10 protein-coding genes are annotated in these 14668 nt (G+C 72.5%); 9 read left to right on the top strand and 1 reads right to left on the bottom strand.

Features of this window, described 5'->3' with window-relative positions; all coding sequences use genetic code 11:
- Positions 1-231 precede the first annotated feature (231 nt).
- The 9 genes from OHA98_RS08140 to OHA98_RS08100 all read left to right on the top strand — a co-directional run bounded on the left by OHA98_RS08140 (position 232) and on the right by OHA98_RS08100 (position 11579).
- A complete protein-coding gene (locus tag OHA98_RS08140) occupies positions 232-798 on the top strand; it encodes an RNA polymerase sigma factor (protein WP_266927799.1) in 567 nt (188 codons plus the stop codon).
- The gene (locus OHA98_RS08135) at positions 795-1865 is read left to right on the top strand and encodes a zf-HC2 domain-containing protein (RefSeq protein WP_266923799.1); all 1071 of its coding nucleotides are present in this window, start codon (positions 795-797) and stop codon (positions 1863-1865) included. The genes OHA98_RS08140 and OHA98_RS08135 overlap by 4 nt, the downstream gene beginning before the upstream one ends.
- On the top strand, positions 1862-2632 hold the full coding sequence (locus OHA98_RS08130; RefSeq protein ID WP_266923797.1) for an ATP-binding cassette domain-containing protein: 771 nt from the start codon (positions 1862-1864) through the stop codon (positions 2630-2632). Before OHA98_RS08135 ends, OHA98_RS08130 begins: the two co-directional genes overlap by 4 nt.
- On the top strand, positions 2629-3990 hold the full coding sequence (locus tag OHA98_RS08125) for a hypothetical protein (RefSeq protein WP_266923795.1): 1362 nt from the start codon (positions 2629-2631) through the stop codon (positions 3988-3990). The genes OHA98_RS08130 and OHA98_RS08125 overlap by 4 nt, the downstream gene beginning before the upstream one ends.
- Positions 3991-4082: 92 nt before the next feature.
- Positions 4083-4679, top strand: a complete 597-nt coding sequence (locus tag OHA98_RS08120; RefSeq protein ID WP_266927797.1) for a hypothetical protein — start codon at positions 4083-4085, stop codon at positions 4677-4679.
- Positions 4680-4787: 108 nt separating this feature from the next.
- On the top strand, positions 4788-5465 hold the full coding sequence (locus OHA98_RS08115; protein ID WP_266923793.1) for a spermidine synthase: 678 nt from the start codon (positions 4788-4790) through the stop codon (positions 5463-5465).
- Between the two features lie 235 nt (positions 5466-5700).
- Positions 5701-6438, top strand: coding sequence for a response regulator transcription factor (locus OHA98_RS08110; protein WP_028438790.1), 738 nt, complete (start codon positions 5701-5703; stop codon positions 6436-6438).
- Positions 6435-7511: a HAMP domain-containing sensor histidine kinase gene (locus OHA98_RS08105; protein ID WP_266923791.1), complete on the top strand. Its 1077-nt coding sequence runs from the start codon at positions 6435-6437 to the stop codon at positions 7509-7511. Before OHA98_RS08110 ends, OHA98_RS08105 begins: the two co-directional genes overlap by 4 nt.
- 258 nt (positions 7512-7769) lie before the next feature.
- Positions 7770-11579 (top strand): multifunctional oxoglutarate decarboxylase/oxoglutarate dehydrogenase thiamine pyrophosphate-binding subunit/dihydrolipoyllysine-residue succinyltransferase subunit, encoded by a 3810-nt coding sequence (locus OHA98_RS08100; protein ID WP_266923789.1) that lies wholly within the window; start codon positions 7770-7772, stop codon positions 11577-11579.
- Positions 11580-11659: 80 nt separating this feature from the next.
- Here the strand turns inward: OHA98_RS08100 and fxsT are convergent, their stop codons facing one another.
- A complete protein-coding gene (gene fxsT / locus OHA98_RS08095) occupies positions 11660-14641 on the bottom strand; it encodes an FxSxx-COOH system tetratricopeptide repeat protein (protein WP_266923787.1) in 2982 nt (993 codons plus the stop codon).
- Between the last annotated feature and the right edge of the window lie 27 nt (positions 14642-14668).

Below are 14668 nucleotides of genomic sequence, written 5' to 3'. Positions count from 1 at the left end.
TTGAGCTATGTCGACTCAATGCTCCTGAGCGGCTGATTGTTCCCCGCCCGGTGTTCGCCCTGAGCGATCACCCACCGCCCGGCCGCCGCGCCCCCCGCTCCGCGCCTCCGTACCGGGTGCAACACCGGCAGCCGCTCCCGCCTTCCGTGAACCGGATACGGTCCGGCCTCCGATAGGGGAGGTGTGAGGCTGTTGCGCCCTGCGGGGGAGGACCCGGACCACCGGGACTACGTGAACGACGACACCGACGACACCGAGCTGCTGCGCGCGGTCGCCAGGGGGGACACGGCGGCCCTGGGCACGCTCTACGACCGGCACGCGGGCTGGCTGCACGCCCGGCTCAGCCGCCGGTGCGCGGACGCCGAGACCGTGAGGGAGGTCCTCCAGGACACCTTCGTGACGGTCTGGCGCTCCGCCGGTACGCACCGGGGAGCGCGGGTCGGCGGCTGGCTGTGGGTGATCGCCGCCCGTCGGCTGGTCGACGCCCGGCGGGCCGGGGCCCGGTCGGAGCCGCCCGTCGGCACGGGCCGGGACGCCGCCGCACCCTCCGCGGAGGACCGGGTGCTGGCCGGTCTGGAGTACGGGGACGTGGGCACCGCGCTCGGCCGGATCTCGCCCGAGCTGCGGGAGGTGCTGCGCGCGACGGTCATCGACGGCATGACGACCCGGGAGGCGGCGCAGCTGCTCGGCGTCCCGGAAGGCACGGTCAAGACCCGCGCGATGCGGGCGCGACGCGAACTGCGCGCCGCCCTGGAACGGCTGACACCGGACGGCGAACCGCTGGGAGGAACGGCATGAGGCTCGGAATGACACCCGGGACGGCCGCGGGCGAGGCCTGGCACGTGGGCCGGGATCTGGCGGCGCGGTACGCGGACGGCACCGCGGCGGAGCCGGACGCCTGGTCACTGGAGATGCACGTCGAGGCCTGCGGAGCCTGCGCGGCCCGCGTGTCCGCGGCGGTCCGGGCCGGAGGGGCGACAACGGGGACGGCGGGGGCGGCGGCAGGGGCAGCGGAGACGCCGGGGCCCGCGGCGGGAGCCGTGCTGGCGGACGTCCGGGCGGCCGTACTGGCGACGGTACTGGCCGAGGCACGGGCGGGAACGGTCCGGGCGGAATCCGGAGCGGGACTGCTCACCGAACCCGGATCGCGGGTGGTTGTCAGGCCCGGAACGGATGTGGCCGCCGAGCCCGGAACCGGACCCGGAACCGGGGTGGCCCGAAGGCCCGCCGCCACCCGCCTCGCCCGGGTCCTCTGGGCCGCCGGGCCCGCCCTGCGCGGCCCGTGGCCGCTCGCGCTGGTGCTGGTGGCCGTGGGGGCGGTCGTCCTGGCGTACGGGGCGGGGCTGGGACCGGCCGCGCGCCCCCTGCTGCTCGTGACCGCGCCGGTCCTGCCGCTCGCCGGGGTCGTCGTCTCGTACGGGCGGCATGCCGACCCCCTGCACGAGATCGCCGCGTCGACCCCGTCCGGCGGGCTGTGGCTGCTGCTCACCAGGACCGCCGCAGTGCTCGGGCTGAGCATTCCGGCGCTGACCTGCGCCGGGGCGCTGCTGCCCGCGTCGGCTGGCGGACCCGGTGCCGCGGCGTGGCTGCTGCCGGGGCTGGCGCTGACCCTCGCGGCGCTCGCCCTCGGCTCGTACGTCGGCTGCCGTGCGGGCGCCTCGGCCGTCGCCGTGGGCTGGGCCGCCGCGGTCGTGCTGCCGTCCGTCGGCTCCGCGTCGGGAGCCGGGGCGGACGCGCTGGTCGCCGTGGCCGGCCCGTACTTCGCCGGGCCGGGTGTCCAGGGCTGCTGGGCGGCGGCGGCCCTGATGTGTGCGGCGCTCCTCGCCGTACGCCGTAGATCCTTCGACCATCTGGAGACGTTGTGAGCGCAAAGGTCACCGGACTGACCGTCCGGCACCGCAGAAAAACCGCACTGGACGCGGTCGACCTGGACTTCGCGCCGGGTGTGCACGGCGTGCTCGGCCCGAACGGCGCGGGGAAGACCTCGCTGATCCGGGTGCTGGCGACCGTGGCGGCACCGGCGGCCGGGCGCGTGGAACTGCTCGGCAGCGAGGTCGGCGCCGCGTCGGACCACCGGGCCCGCGCGGCGGTCCGGCGCAGGCTCGGCTATCTGCCGCAGGACTTCGGCCACTACCCCGGATTCACGGTCCGCGAGTTCATCTCCTACGTGGCCTGGCTCAAGGAGATGGACGGGGCGCGGGTGGCCTCCGCCGTGGAACACGCCGTGGAGCGCGTGGGTCTCGCGGACCGGATCGACGCGAAGGTGAAGACGCTGTCGGGCGGCATGGTCCGGCGCGTCGGGGTCGCCCAGGCCATCGTGAACGAACCCGCGCTGCTGCTGCTCGACGAGCCGACCGCCGGGCTCGACCCGGAGCAGCGGGTCGAGTTCCGGGCGCTGCTGCGGGAGCTGGGAAGGACATCCACCGTGATCGTGTCCACGCACCTGGTCGAGGACGTCGCCGTGGCGTGTTCCGAGGTGACGCTGATCGAGGCCGGCGCGATGGCCTACCGGGGCACGACCGCCGAGCTCATGGAGCTGGGCGGCGAGCCGGACGGGCTCGGCGCCAACCCCATCGAGCGCGGCTACACCGCCGCCCTGCGCGCGCACCGTGAGGCGGTGGCGGCCCGATGAGCCTGACACCCGGGGAACACGGGCCCCGCGAGCTCCGGACGAAGGCCCCCGGCCCGCCGGAGCCTGCCGGGACCGCCGCCGCGGGGCGGCCGTACCCCCGCCCCGCCATGACCGTGCTCCGCACCGAGCTGCGGCGCGGCTCCGCCCCGTGGACCGGCCCCGCCGTCGCCGCGACCATTCTCACCACGATGGTCGCCAAGTCCGCCGAGTGGCAGGGGTCCTGGAACGACACCCAGGACCTGCTGCATGTCTCGGCCACCCTGGTCGCCGGGCCGCTCACCGCAGCCGCGGGCTGCTGGCAGGGCGGCCGTGAGCACCGGCGGCGGACCGGAGGACTGTGGCTGTCCGTGCCCCGCGCCCGCCTCACGCGGCTGGTGATGGCGGCTCTTCCCGTCGCGTTGTGGGCGGCGGTCGGGTATCTCGTGGCGCTCGCCGGGGTGCTGGCGGCGACCTGGCCGTACGCCGGGGCGGGCGGCCCCTCCCCGGCGCTCGCCGTCGGCGACCTCAGCGTGCTGGTGTGCCTGGCGTTCGTGGGCCTCGTGGTGGGACGCGTGTGCCGGTGGCGGCTGACCGCTCCGGTTCTCGCCGGACTCCTGTACGTGGGCCTGGGAGCCCCGGGCTATCTGTCGTCCGAGGCCCGGTTCCTGAGCCCCGCCACGCAGTACTGGCTCCGTGACTCCGTACCCGTGTGGTGGTTCGCTCCCGTCATGGCCGTCTGGACGGGCGGTCTGACGCTCGCGCTGGTGCTCGGCTACGCGGCCCGGCGCCGGGTCCTCGCTCTGGTGCCGCTCGCGGCGGCCCTCTGTGCCGCTCCGCTGATCGTGAGCACCGGTGAGGGGATGTTCCGGGCGGACCCGGCGGCGGCCCGCCCGGTCTGCGGCGACACCGTCCCGCAGATCTGCGTGGCCGGCCTGGAGGGCCCGCTGCTGCCCGAGGTGTCCGGGGCGCTGGCCGGGATGCTGTCCCGGCTGGACGGCGTCCCCGGTGCCCCGGTCCGCTACGTGGACGGCGAGGCCCGGCCCGGAAGCGGCGAGGCAGTCCTGCCGGGTCTGACCCGCGGCTGGGGCGTGATCCGCGACGAGTTGCCCGACCCCGCGGACTACGTCTCGCAGGTCGCGTACCAGCTGACCCACCGCGAGTGCTCGGACGCGGAGTACGGAGGCCCGGCGGAACGTCTGCGACTCCTGGAGACCGATGACGCGGTGGCGAGCTGGCTGGCGGCCCGGGACGAGCGCTTCACCGGCTCCCCGCATCCGGCCCGGCTCACCGCCATGGCGGACGCCGACCGCAGGGTCTGGCTCGGCCGCTATCTGGCCTCGGCAGGCAGCTGCGACCCGAAGCAGGTCCCGGTCCTGTGAGCGCTCCCGCGACTCCTCCCGTACCGCCTCCCGGGATCCCTGCCACCCCGGCCGGTCCGGTGCCGCGCCGGCTCCGTACGCACCCGAAGGCGCTGCCCGCCCTCCACCTCCGCTCCCGCGCCTTCCCGGCCACCGTCGCGGCACTGGTCTGCCTCGCCCTTCTCGCCGCGTGGGCCGCCGACTGGCTGGAGGACCGGCCGTACTTCGACCACAGCGCGCGGGCACCGGTGGTGGCGCTCGCCCCGCTGCTCGCCTCGTCCGCCATCGGCACCAGCCTGTACTCGCACAGTGACGAGCTGGACCGCACCGCCGTACGCCGGTGGTGGCCGCTCCGGCTGGCCCATCTGCTGGCCCTGACCGCCCTCGCCGCAGGGGCGCTCGCCCTGGCCGTACCGGGGCATCCGGAGGGGTTCGGCGCCCCGGCGATGGTACGCAACGTGCTGGGCGCGACCGGGGTGGCCGCGGCCTCGGCGGCCCTGCTGGGGGCGCGGCCCAGCTGGCTGCCGATGACGGTCTACGGCAGCGCGGTCTACCTGGCCGCGCCCCGGGCCCCGGGCGGGGCCGCGGCCCTCTGGGCCTGGCCGATGCAGCCGGGGCCGCAGACCGCCGCGTGGGCGGTGGCACTGTCGGCGTACATCGTGGGGGGAGGTCTCCTCGTACTGCGCGGGCAGCGTCCGGAAAGACGGTGAACCGGCCCCCACCGGGGCGGATGTGCCAAAGCGTTGGCCCCGGCCGGGTCCGCCGGGACAGGATGGCGGGACATCGTCCACCGCCACCGGAGACCGGAGAGCCACGTCATGTCCGCCAGCACCAGCCCCGTCACGCTCGACCGACGCGAAGGACCTTTCGGCGAGGTCGTCCTGCGCGAGCGCGGGGAGGACTTCGAGATCATCGCCAACGGCTGTTTCCTGATGGACACCTCGGACGGACGGTCCGAGCGGCTGCTGATCGACGCGGCGCTCGCCGCGCTCCCCGCCGGCCGGCCCGGTCCCGCCGTCCTCATCGGCGGACTCGGGGTCGGATTCTCGCTGGCGCGGGCCGCCGCCGAGGAGCGGTGGGGGCGGATCGTCGTCGTCGAGCGGGAACAGGCGATCGTCGACTGGCACCGGGAGGGGCCGCTGGACCGGATCTCCGGCGAGGCGCTGGCCGACGCGCGGACCGAGATCCTGCACACGGACCTGGTCGCACACCTGCGGACGACCACGGAGCGTTACGACGCTCTGTGCCTGGACATCGACAACGGACCCGACTGGACCGTCACGGACGACAACGGGAACCTCTACTCCCCCGCCGGTCTGGCGGACTGCCACGCGCGTCTGACCCCGGGCGGAGTGCTCGCCGTGTGGTCCGCGCAGCCGTCGCACGCCTTCGAACAGGCTTTGCGGAATGCCGGGTTCAGTGCGGTAAGGACGGAAGAGGTAGCCGTTGCCCGAGGTGTACCGGACGTGGTCCATCTCGCACTCCGGACGGACTGAACCCCTGTCCGGCATGCGGGGCCCCGTCGCGCCCCGGGGCATCCGGTACAAGGCCGACGATCCGCCTCACCGCGGGGCCCAACTCGTCGATGCGTGACAACACCCTGCGTAGCCGGGAGCCGTCCGCTGCCTTTACGCTGCTGAGCGGTACAAGGGATCACCCACGAAATCCACGAGCGAAGACCGTGCCTTGCGGGGGGTATGACCCCCGTGAGAAACGGGCAGGGGCGGGGCGATGGAACAGACACACACCACCCACAACGGCGTCGCGGCCACCCCAGGGGCTCAGCGCCGGGTGCTGGTGGTCGAGGACGACCCCACGATCGTCGACGCCATTTCCGCCCGGCTGCGGGCCGAGGGCTTCCTGGTGCAGACCGCACTGGACGGGCCCGCGGCCGTGGACGCGGCCGAGGCCTGGCAGCCCGATCTGATGGTGCTCGACATCATGCTTCCCGGCTTCGACGGGCTGGAGGTCTGCCGTCGGGTGCAGGCCCAGCGCCCCGTGCCGGTGCTGATGCTGACGGCCCGGGACGACGAGACCGACATGCTGGTCGGACTCGGTGTCGGCGCCGACGACTACATGACCAAACCGTTCTCCATGCGCGAGCTGGCGGCCCGGGTACACGTCCTGCTGCGCCGGGTGGAGCGTGCGGCGCTGGCCGCGGTCACCCCGCGCAGCGGCATCCTGCGCCTGGGCGAGCTGGAGATCGACCACGCGCAGCGCCGGGTCCGGGTGCGCGCCGAGGACGTGCACCTGACGCCGACGGAGTTCGATCTGCTGGTCTGCCTGGCCAACACCCCGCGTGCGGTGCTCTCCCGCGAGCAGCTGCTGGCGGAGGTCTGGGACTGGGCGGACGCCTCGGGCACCCGTACGGTCGACAGCCACATCAAGGCGCTGCGCCGGAAGATCGGCGCCGAGCGGATCCGTACCGTGCACGGTGTCGGCTACGCCCTGGAGACCCCCGCGCCATGACCCGGCCAGGGGCGGGACTACGGCCCTTCTCGATCAAGGCCAAGCTCGGCACCCTCGTCGTGGTGTCGGTGTTCATCACGACGGGGCTCCTGATCGTCGCCCTGCGCACCCGGACCGAATTCCGGTTCATCACGGTGTTCTCGGTGATCGCCACGCTGCTGATCACCCAGTTCGTGGCGCACGGTCTGACGGCGCCGCTGGACGAGATGAGAGCCGTGGCCCGGTCGATCTCGCACGGCGACTACACCGGCCGGGTCAGCGGCGCCGGGCGGCGGGACGAGCTGGGCGACCTGGCCCAGACGATCAACCGGATGGCGGACGATCTGGAGGCGGAGGACCGGCATCGCAAGGAGCTGGTCGCCAATGTCTCCCATGAGCTGCGCACTCCCATCGCGGCGCTGAGAGCCGTGCTGGAGAACGTCGTGGACGGGGTGTCACCGGCCGATCCCGAGACGATGCGCACGGCTCTGAAGCAGACGGAGCGGCTCGGCAGGCTGGTGGAGACGCTGCTCGACCTCTCCCGGCTGGACAACGGGGTGGTGGCGCTCAAGGCCCGCCGCTTCGAGGTGTGGCCGTATCTGTCGGGTGTGCTGAAGGAGGCCAATCTGGCCGCCTCGCAGCGTCGGCTCTCCTCCGGCTCCGGCAATCACTCCCGTACGGACGTCCATCTGCATCTGGATGTGTCGCCGCCCGAGCTGACGGCGCACGCGGACGCGGAACGGCTGCACCAGGTGGTCGCCAACCTCATCGACAACGCGGTCAAGCACAGCCCGCCGCACGGCCGGGTCACGGTGCTGGCGCGCCGCGGGGCGCATCCCGAGTCACTGGAGCTGGAGGTCATGGACGAGGGTCCGGGCATCCCGGAGGCCGAGCGCCACCGGGTCTTCGAGCGGTTCAACCGGGGGCAGGCGCCGTCCCCGCACGGACCGGGCAGCGACGGCGGTACGGGTCTGGGGCTGGCCATCGCCCGCTGGGCGGTGGATCTGCACGGGGGCCGCATCGGGGTGGCCGAATCATCACGCGGCTGCCGTATCCAGGTCACTCTTCCGGGAATGTCCCAGCCGCGCGGTTGACATAGGGTTCGAACCGGAAGGGCATGTTCTCCGTGTCCTCCATAAAGGGGATACGGTCGGGTGGCCGTACCCACGGCTCTGCGTACCCGAAGTGCGGCGGAACCCAGGTTGTTTCCCGCCATTTCCTGCGCCGAAACCCGCCTTCCGATGTGACTTGCACGACGAAGACCGGCCCGGTCTGCAAGGAATGGCCAAGGAGGCGTAGCCTTGATTTCCGCTGTCCATCACCTTGTGAAGCGGAAGAGGGCGGTTGCCGCCGTGTCGTCTCAGTCCCCCAGTAACTCAAGCATCTCGACCGACCAAGCCAGCCCGGGTGGGAACCCGGCCGCGGCCTTCGGCCCCAATGAGTGGCTCGTCGACGAGATCTATCAGCAGTACCTCCAGGACCCCAGTTCGGTCGACCGTGCCTGGTGGGACTTCTTCGCCGACTACAAGCCGGGTACCTCCGGCACGGCGGACAAGCCCCTTCCCGACGTCGCGGCCGCGGTGACCCCGGCCCCGGTCGCCACCGCCCCGGCCCAGCCCGCGGCACCGGCTCCGGCCGCCGCGCCCGCCGCCCCGGCCCAGCCCGCCGCCGCCGCTCCGGCGCCCGCGAAGGCCGCCCCCGCCGCCGCTGCTCCGGCAGCCCCGGCGAAGGCCGCCCCCGCGAAGCCCGCCGCGGCCCCGGCGAAGACCGCCGAGGCGACCGAGGCCCCGGAGGGTCCGGAGTACGTGACGCTGCGCGGCCCCTCCGCCGCCGTCGCGAAGAACATGAACGCCTCGCTGGAGCTGCCGACGGCCACGTCCGTCCGCGCCGTCCCGGTGAAGCTGCTCTTCGACAACCGCATCGTCATCAACAACCACCTCAAGCGCGCCCGCGGCGGGAAGATCTCCTTCACGCACCTCATCGGGTACGCGATGGTGCAGGCCCTCAAGGCCATGCCGTCGATGAACCACTCCTTCACGGTCAAGGACGGCAAGCCGACCCTGGTCAAGCCGGAGCACATCAACCTCGGCCTGGCCATCGACCTGGTGAAGCCCAACGGTGACCGCCAGCTCGTCGTCGCGGCCATCAAGAAGGCCGAGACGCTCAACTTCTTCGAGTTCTGGCAGGCGTACGAGGACATCGTCCGGCGTGCCCGCATCGGCAAGCTCGGCATGGACGACTTCACCGGGGTCACCGCCTCGCTGACCAACCCCGGCGGCATCGGCACGGTCCACTCCGTGCCCCGCCTGATGCCCGGCCAGGGCCTCATCATGGGCGTCGGCGCGATGGACTACCCGGCGGAGTTCCAGGGCACCTCGCAGGACACCCTCAACAAGCTCGGTATCTCGAAGGTCATGACCCTGACCTCGACGTACGACCACCGGGTCATCCAGGGCGCCGCCTCCGGCGAGTTCCTGCGCGTCCTGAGCCAGCTGCTGCTCGGCCAGAACGAGTTCTACGACGAGATCTTCAAGGCGCTGCGCATCCCCTACGAGCCGGTCCGCTGGCTCACGGACATCGACGCCTCGCACGACAGCGACGTCACCAAGGCCGCCCGCGTCTTCGAGCTCATCCACTCCTACCGGGTGCGCGGCCACGTCATGGCCGACACCGACCCGCTGGAGTACCGCCAGCGCAAGCACCCCGACCTCGACATCACCGAGCACGGCCTCACCCTGTGGGACCTGGAGCGGGACTTCGCGGTCGGCGGCTTCGCCGGCAAGTCGATGATGAAGCTGCGCGACATCCTCGGGGTGCTGCGCGAGTCGTACTGCCGCACCACCGGCATCGAGTTCATGCACATCCAGGACCCGAAGCAGCGCAAGTGGCTCCAGGACCGGGTCGAGCGCCCGCGCGCCCAGCAGCCCGAGCGCGAGGAGCAGCTGCGCATCCTGCGCCGGCTGAACGCCGCCGAGGCGTTCGAGACGTTCCTGCAGACCAAGTACGTCGGCCAGAAGCGGTTCTCGCTGGAGGGCGGCGAGTCCGTCATCCCGCTGCTCGACGCGGTCATCGACTCCGCCGCCGAGGCCCGCCTCGACGAGGTCGTCATCGGCATGGCCCACCGCGGCCGGCTGAACGTGCTGGCGAACATCGTCGGCAAGTCGTACGCGCAGATCTTCCGCGAGTTCGAGGGCAACCTCGACCCGCGCTCCATGCACGGCTCCGGCGACGTCAAGTACCACCTGGGCGCCGAGGGCACCTTCACCGGTCTGGACGGCGAGCAGATCAAGGTCTCGCTGGCCGCCAACCCCTCCCACCTGGAGGCGGTCGACCCGGTCCTGGAGGGCATCGCCCGCGCCAAGCAGGACATCATCAACAAGGGCGGCACGGACTTCACCGTCCTGCCCGTCGCGCTCCACGGCGACGCGGCCTTCGCGGGCCAGGGCGTCGTCGCCGAGACGCTCAACATGTCGCAGCTGCGCGGCTACCGCACCGGCGGCACCGTGCACGTGGTGATCAACAACCAGGTCGGCTTCACCGCCGCCCCGGAGTCCTCGCGCTCCTCGATGTACGCCACCGACGTGGCGCGCATGATCGAGGCGCCGATCATCCACGTCAACGGCGACGACCCGGAGGCCGTGGTCCGCGTGGCGCGGCTCGCCTTCGAGTTCCGGCAGGCGTTCAACAAGGACGTCGTGATCGACCTCATCTGCTACCGCCGCCGCGGTCACAACGAGGGCGACAACCCGGAGTTCACCAACCCGCAGATGTACACGCTGATCGACAAGAAGCGCTCGGTGCGCAAGCTCTACACCGAGTCCCTCATCGGTCGCGGCGACATCACGCTGGAAGAGGCGGAGCAGGCGCTCCAGGACTTCCAGGGTCAGCTGGAGAAGGTCTTCGCGGAGGTCCGCGAGGCCACCTCGCAGCCGCCCGCCCCGCACGTCCCGGAGCCGCAGGCCGCGTTCCCGGTGTCCGTCGACACGGCGGTCTCCGCCGAGGTCGTCAAGCGGATCGCCGAGTCCCAGGTCAACATCCCCGAGCAGATCACCGTCCACCCCCGCCTGATGCCGCAGATGCAGCGTCGCGCGGCCTCGGTGGAGAACGGCACGATCGACTGGGGCATGGGCGAGACGCTCGCCATCGGTTCGCTGCTGATGGAGGGCACCCCGGTCCGGCTCGCCGGCCAGGACACCCGCCGCGGCACGTTCGGGCAGCGCCACGCGGTGCTGGTCGACCAGGTGACGGGCGAGGACTACACCCCGCTGCTGTACCTCACCGACGACCAGGCCCGGTACAACGTCTACGACTCGCTGCTCTCCGAGTACGCGGCGATGGGCTTCGAGTACGGCTACTCGCTGGCCCGTCCCGAGTCGCTGGTCGTCTGGGAGGCCCAGTTCGGTGACTTCGTCAACGGCGCGCAGACCGTCGTGGACGAGTTCATCTCCTCGGCCGAGCAGAAGTGGGGCCAGACCTCCGGCGTCACGCTGCTGCTGCCGCACGGCTACGAGGGCCAGGGCCCGGACCACTCGTCCGCCCGCCCGGAGCGCTTCCTCCAGATGTGCGCGCAGGACAACATGACGGTCGCGATGCCGACCCTGCCGTCGAACTACTTCCACCTGCTGCGCTGGCAGGTGCACAACCCGCACCACAAGCCGCTGATCGTCTTCACCCCGAAGTCGATGCTGCGTCTGAAGGCCGCGGCGTCGAAGATCGAGGAGTTCACCACCGGCGGTTTCCGTCCGGTGATCGGCGACGCGTCGGTCAAGCCCGAGGACGTCCGCAAGGTCGTCTTCTGCGCGGGCAAGCTGTACTACGACCTGGACGCCGAGCGGGAGAAGCGCGGCGACACGGAGACGGCCATCATCCGGCTGGAGCGCCTGTACCCGCTGCCGGGTGCGGAGCTCCAGGCCGAGATCGCCAAGTACCCGAACGCCGAGAAGTACCTCTGGGCCCAGGAGGAGCCGGCGAACCAGGGTGCGTGGCCGTTCATCGCGCTCAACCTGATCGACCACCTGGACCTGGCCGTCGGCGCCGACATCCCGCACGGTGAGCGCCTGCGCCGCATCTCGCGGCCGCACGGCTCGTCCCCGGCGGTCGGCTCGGCCAAGCGCCACCAGGCCGAGCAGGCCCAGCTGGTCGCCGAGGTCTTCGAGGCCTGACCAGCGGCACCACCGTCACGGGCTCCGGCCCCCGCCGATGTGTATCGGCGGGGGCCGGAGCCCGTTGTGCGGTACGGGGGTCAGATCGGCTGGGGCTCGAAGTCCCAGTACGGGCGCTCTCCCGCGGCCGTCGCGCGCACCGTGCGGTGTGTCCGCCCGAGGGAGGCACCGAGCCGTCCCAGTGTCTCGTCGGCCAGCTTTCCGGCCTCCTCCGTCCGGCCCGCCGCCCGCAGGTCCAGAGCCAGCCCCGCCTCCAGGCCGACCGTGAGGGCGTGCCCGAGCCCGATGCCCACGCGAGCCCGTCCCAGCGCGGCGCGGCCGAGGTCCACCGCCCCCTGCGGGTCGCCCGTCGCCGCCCGTGCGGCGGTCGCGTTCAGGGCGCAGCCGATGCTCCAGGGGTGATCGTCGCCGAGCACGCGCGCCATGCCCTCCGTCGTCTCCTCGCCGATCGCCAGGGCGGAGCTGTGATAGCCCAGATCGCGCAGGACGACGCCGCGGTTGGCCCGGCTGCCGATCGCGTAGGGGTGGTCCTCGCCGAGCTGGGTGGCGTACAGCCGGGCGGTCGACTCGGCGATCTCCAGCGCCTCGTCGAACCGGCCCATCTCCCGCAGCAGCATGGCGTAGTCGGTGGAGATCAGCAGCGTCTCGGGGTGGTGGCCGCCCCGGCGGCCGGTCACCTTGTCGCGGACCCGGCGCATCATGGCGTGGGCGTACTCCAGATCGCCCTCCCTGCGCCGGCACAGGGCGAGGTTGTGCTGGGCCTGGAGGGTCTGGGAGTGCTCCCGGTCGAGCACCTGGCCGTGCAGCCAGGTGTTGCGCTCCTGGATCACGAGCGCCTCGCGGTAGCGGCCCAGCAGGCGCAGGGTCCAGGCGGTGTACAGGGCGGACAGCAGGGTGAGGGCGTTACGGGGGCCGAGCAGCCCGACACGTGCCTCCAGGATCGCCCGGTGCTGGTCCAGGGACTCCGCGTACCGCCCCTGAAGGGCGATGGCCTGGGCCAGGTTGCTGCGGATGGCGAGGGTGCGCGGCACATTGCTGTCTCCGAGCTTCCGCACCGCGCGGGCCGTGGCGTCCTCGTAGAGGGACCGCGCCTCGTCGTACCGCCCGAGGGCCGTCAGCGTGCCGCCGAGGCCGTTCATGGCCCGCAGCAGCTCGATGTCCTGCACGTCCGGGTCCGTGGAGAGCCGATCGAGGATGTCGCGTCCGACGCCCTCGGCGTCGGCGTAACGTCCCAGCCTGCGCAGCATGTTGGCGTACTGGTGGGTGGCGACCAGGACGGTGCGGTCGGTGGGGCCCGAGTCGGCCCGCCAGTGTTCGAGCGCCTTCCTGGTGATCGTCCAGCCGTCGCCGTACTCGCCCCGCATCCGGAGGTACTCGACGCAGTTGAGGACGAGGCTCCGTACGTCCTCGTCGGCCGACTCCAGCGCGCCCGAGGGTTCCAGATGGGGGATCAGATCGGCGTAGCGCTGCCAGTGGCGGGGGGACGTCGGGTCCCGGGGGTCGGCGGCGACCAGGACCCGGCAGGCGGTCTCGGACGCCTGCTTGCGGTCGCGGGCCGACAGGGTGCTGCGGACGAAGCGGTGGAAGAGCCGGTGCATGCGCAGGGTGCCCACGGTGAGGATGTCGTCCTGCGGGCCCGTCTCGTACTCCAGCCGCATGGACGTGGTCTCGGAGAGCCTGCGCAGGGCCGAGTTCCAGTTGCTGGGTTCGCTGACCAGGCGCGCCAGATGGATGGGCAGGTCGGAGGCCCTGGCCGACCGGAGCAGGCTGACCGGCACGGTGTCGGCGGAGAAGTGGGCCAGCAGCTTGAGGAGTTCATGGGCGTGCGGCGCGTCCTCGCCGAGGGTGTTCAGCGTGGTGGACCACACGGCCTGGAACCGCTGCGCCTCGCCGCCGGACGGCATGACGTCCAGGACGTTGGGGTCGCCCTCGCGGATGTCCTGGACATAGCGGGCGACGTCGGTGAGGGGATACGCCTCCAGCCAGGCGGCCATCTGGTCGATGAGGATCGGCAGGTCCTCGACCACGTCGGCCAGCCGGTCGGCGTCCTCCTCCGTGATCCTCGGCGCCCGGCGGCAGGCGAAGGCGATGCTCTCCTCGCGTTCGAAGCGGGGCAGTTCGACGAGCTCCGCCCCGTGGGAGGACCAGGAGGTGTCGCGCGTGGTGATCAGTACGTGGCCGGGGCCCTTGGGCAGCAGTCCGGCCAGCTCGTCCGGGCTGTCCGCCCCGTCGAACACGATGAGCCAGCGCTGCCGTGACGCGGCGAGGCGGCGCTGGGCGGCGGCGATGAGCCCGCGCAGTTCGTCGCCGTCCCCGGTGCGCAGCTCCTTGGCGAGTGCGGCGAAGTCCTCGCGCGCCATGAGCGGGGTGTGGGCCCTGATCCACCAGATGGCGTCGTACTCGCCGGCGTAGCGGTGCGCGTACTCCCGCGCCACCTCGGTCTTGCCGATCCCGCCCGCCCCGTGCACCGCCACCGGCGCGGGGGCGGTCTGCGCGGCCGACGCCGTACGGTCGTTCAGCAGCCGGTGCACCCGGTCCAGGACCTGGCGGCGGCCGGTGAAGCGGCGGTTGCGGCGCTCCACGTTGGACACGGGCGGCGGCTCGTCCGGGAAGCGCAGCCCCCGGTCGAGGTCGACCCCGGAGTGCTGGTCCAGGACGAGCCCGCAGGCGGCCAGCAGGCGCTGCTTGGCCTCCTCGCGCCCCACCCCGTAGAGGCCGACGGGGTCCAGCTCACGTGCCGCCTCGGGCAGGCTGTGCGGGGTGACGGAGATGGCCGCGATCTGTGTCCGGTGGGCGGGGAGCACCTGCCGGAGCACATCGGCCCAGGCCCGGTAGCGGCCCGCGTCGAAGCGCAGATACCAGTCGTCCAGCACGAGCAGGACCCGGCCGGGGGCGGCGAGCAGGTCAATGAGGGCCCGGCCCTCCGGCGGCTTGCGCAGGGGGTCCCAGCGGACGAGGTTCGTGGCGATGCCCGCCGTCTCGCACTCCTCCTCCACCCATTTGGCCCAGGACTCACTCTGTCCCGCGAACACGACCGTGACGTGGTCGGAATCCTCCGTCATCCCGGTACTCCCTCGACGCAAGTGTTC

The sequence above is a fragment of the Streptomyces sp. NBC_00654 genome, assembly GCF_026341775.1.
In the GTDB taxonomy this organism is placed as follows: domain Bacteria; phylum Actinomycetota; class Actinomycetes; order Streptomycetales; family Streptomycetaceae; genus Streptomyces.
This window is presented reverse-complemented; position numbering and strand designations above follow the sequence as displayed.

Bases quoted from the DNA above. Each gene is read 5' to 3' on its own strand.
- OHA98_RS08135 (WP_266923799.1), top strand. From the start codon at position 795: ATGAGGCTCGGAATGACACCCGGGACGGCCGCGGGCGAGGCCTGGCAC.
- OHA98_RS08125 (WP_266923795.1), top strand. From the start codon at position 2,629: ATGAGCCTGACACCCGGGGAACACGGGCCCCGCGAGCTCCGGACGAAG.
- OHA98_RS08115 (WP_266923793.1), top strand. From the start codon at position 4,788: ATGTCCGCCAGCACCAGCCCCGTCACGCTCGACCGACGCGAAGGACCT.
- OHA98_RS08110 (WP_028438790.1), top strand. From the start codon at position 5,701: ATGGAACAGACACACACCACCCACAACGGCGTCGCGGCCACCCCAGGG.
- OHA98_RS08105 (WP_266923791.1), top strand. From the start codon at position 6,435: ATGACCCGGCCAGGGGCGGGACTACGGCCCTTCTCGATCAAGGCCAAG.
- fxsT (WP_266923787.1), bottom strand. From the start codon at position 14,641: ATGACGGAGGATTCCGACCACGTCACGGTCGTGTTCGCGGGACAGAGT.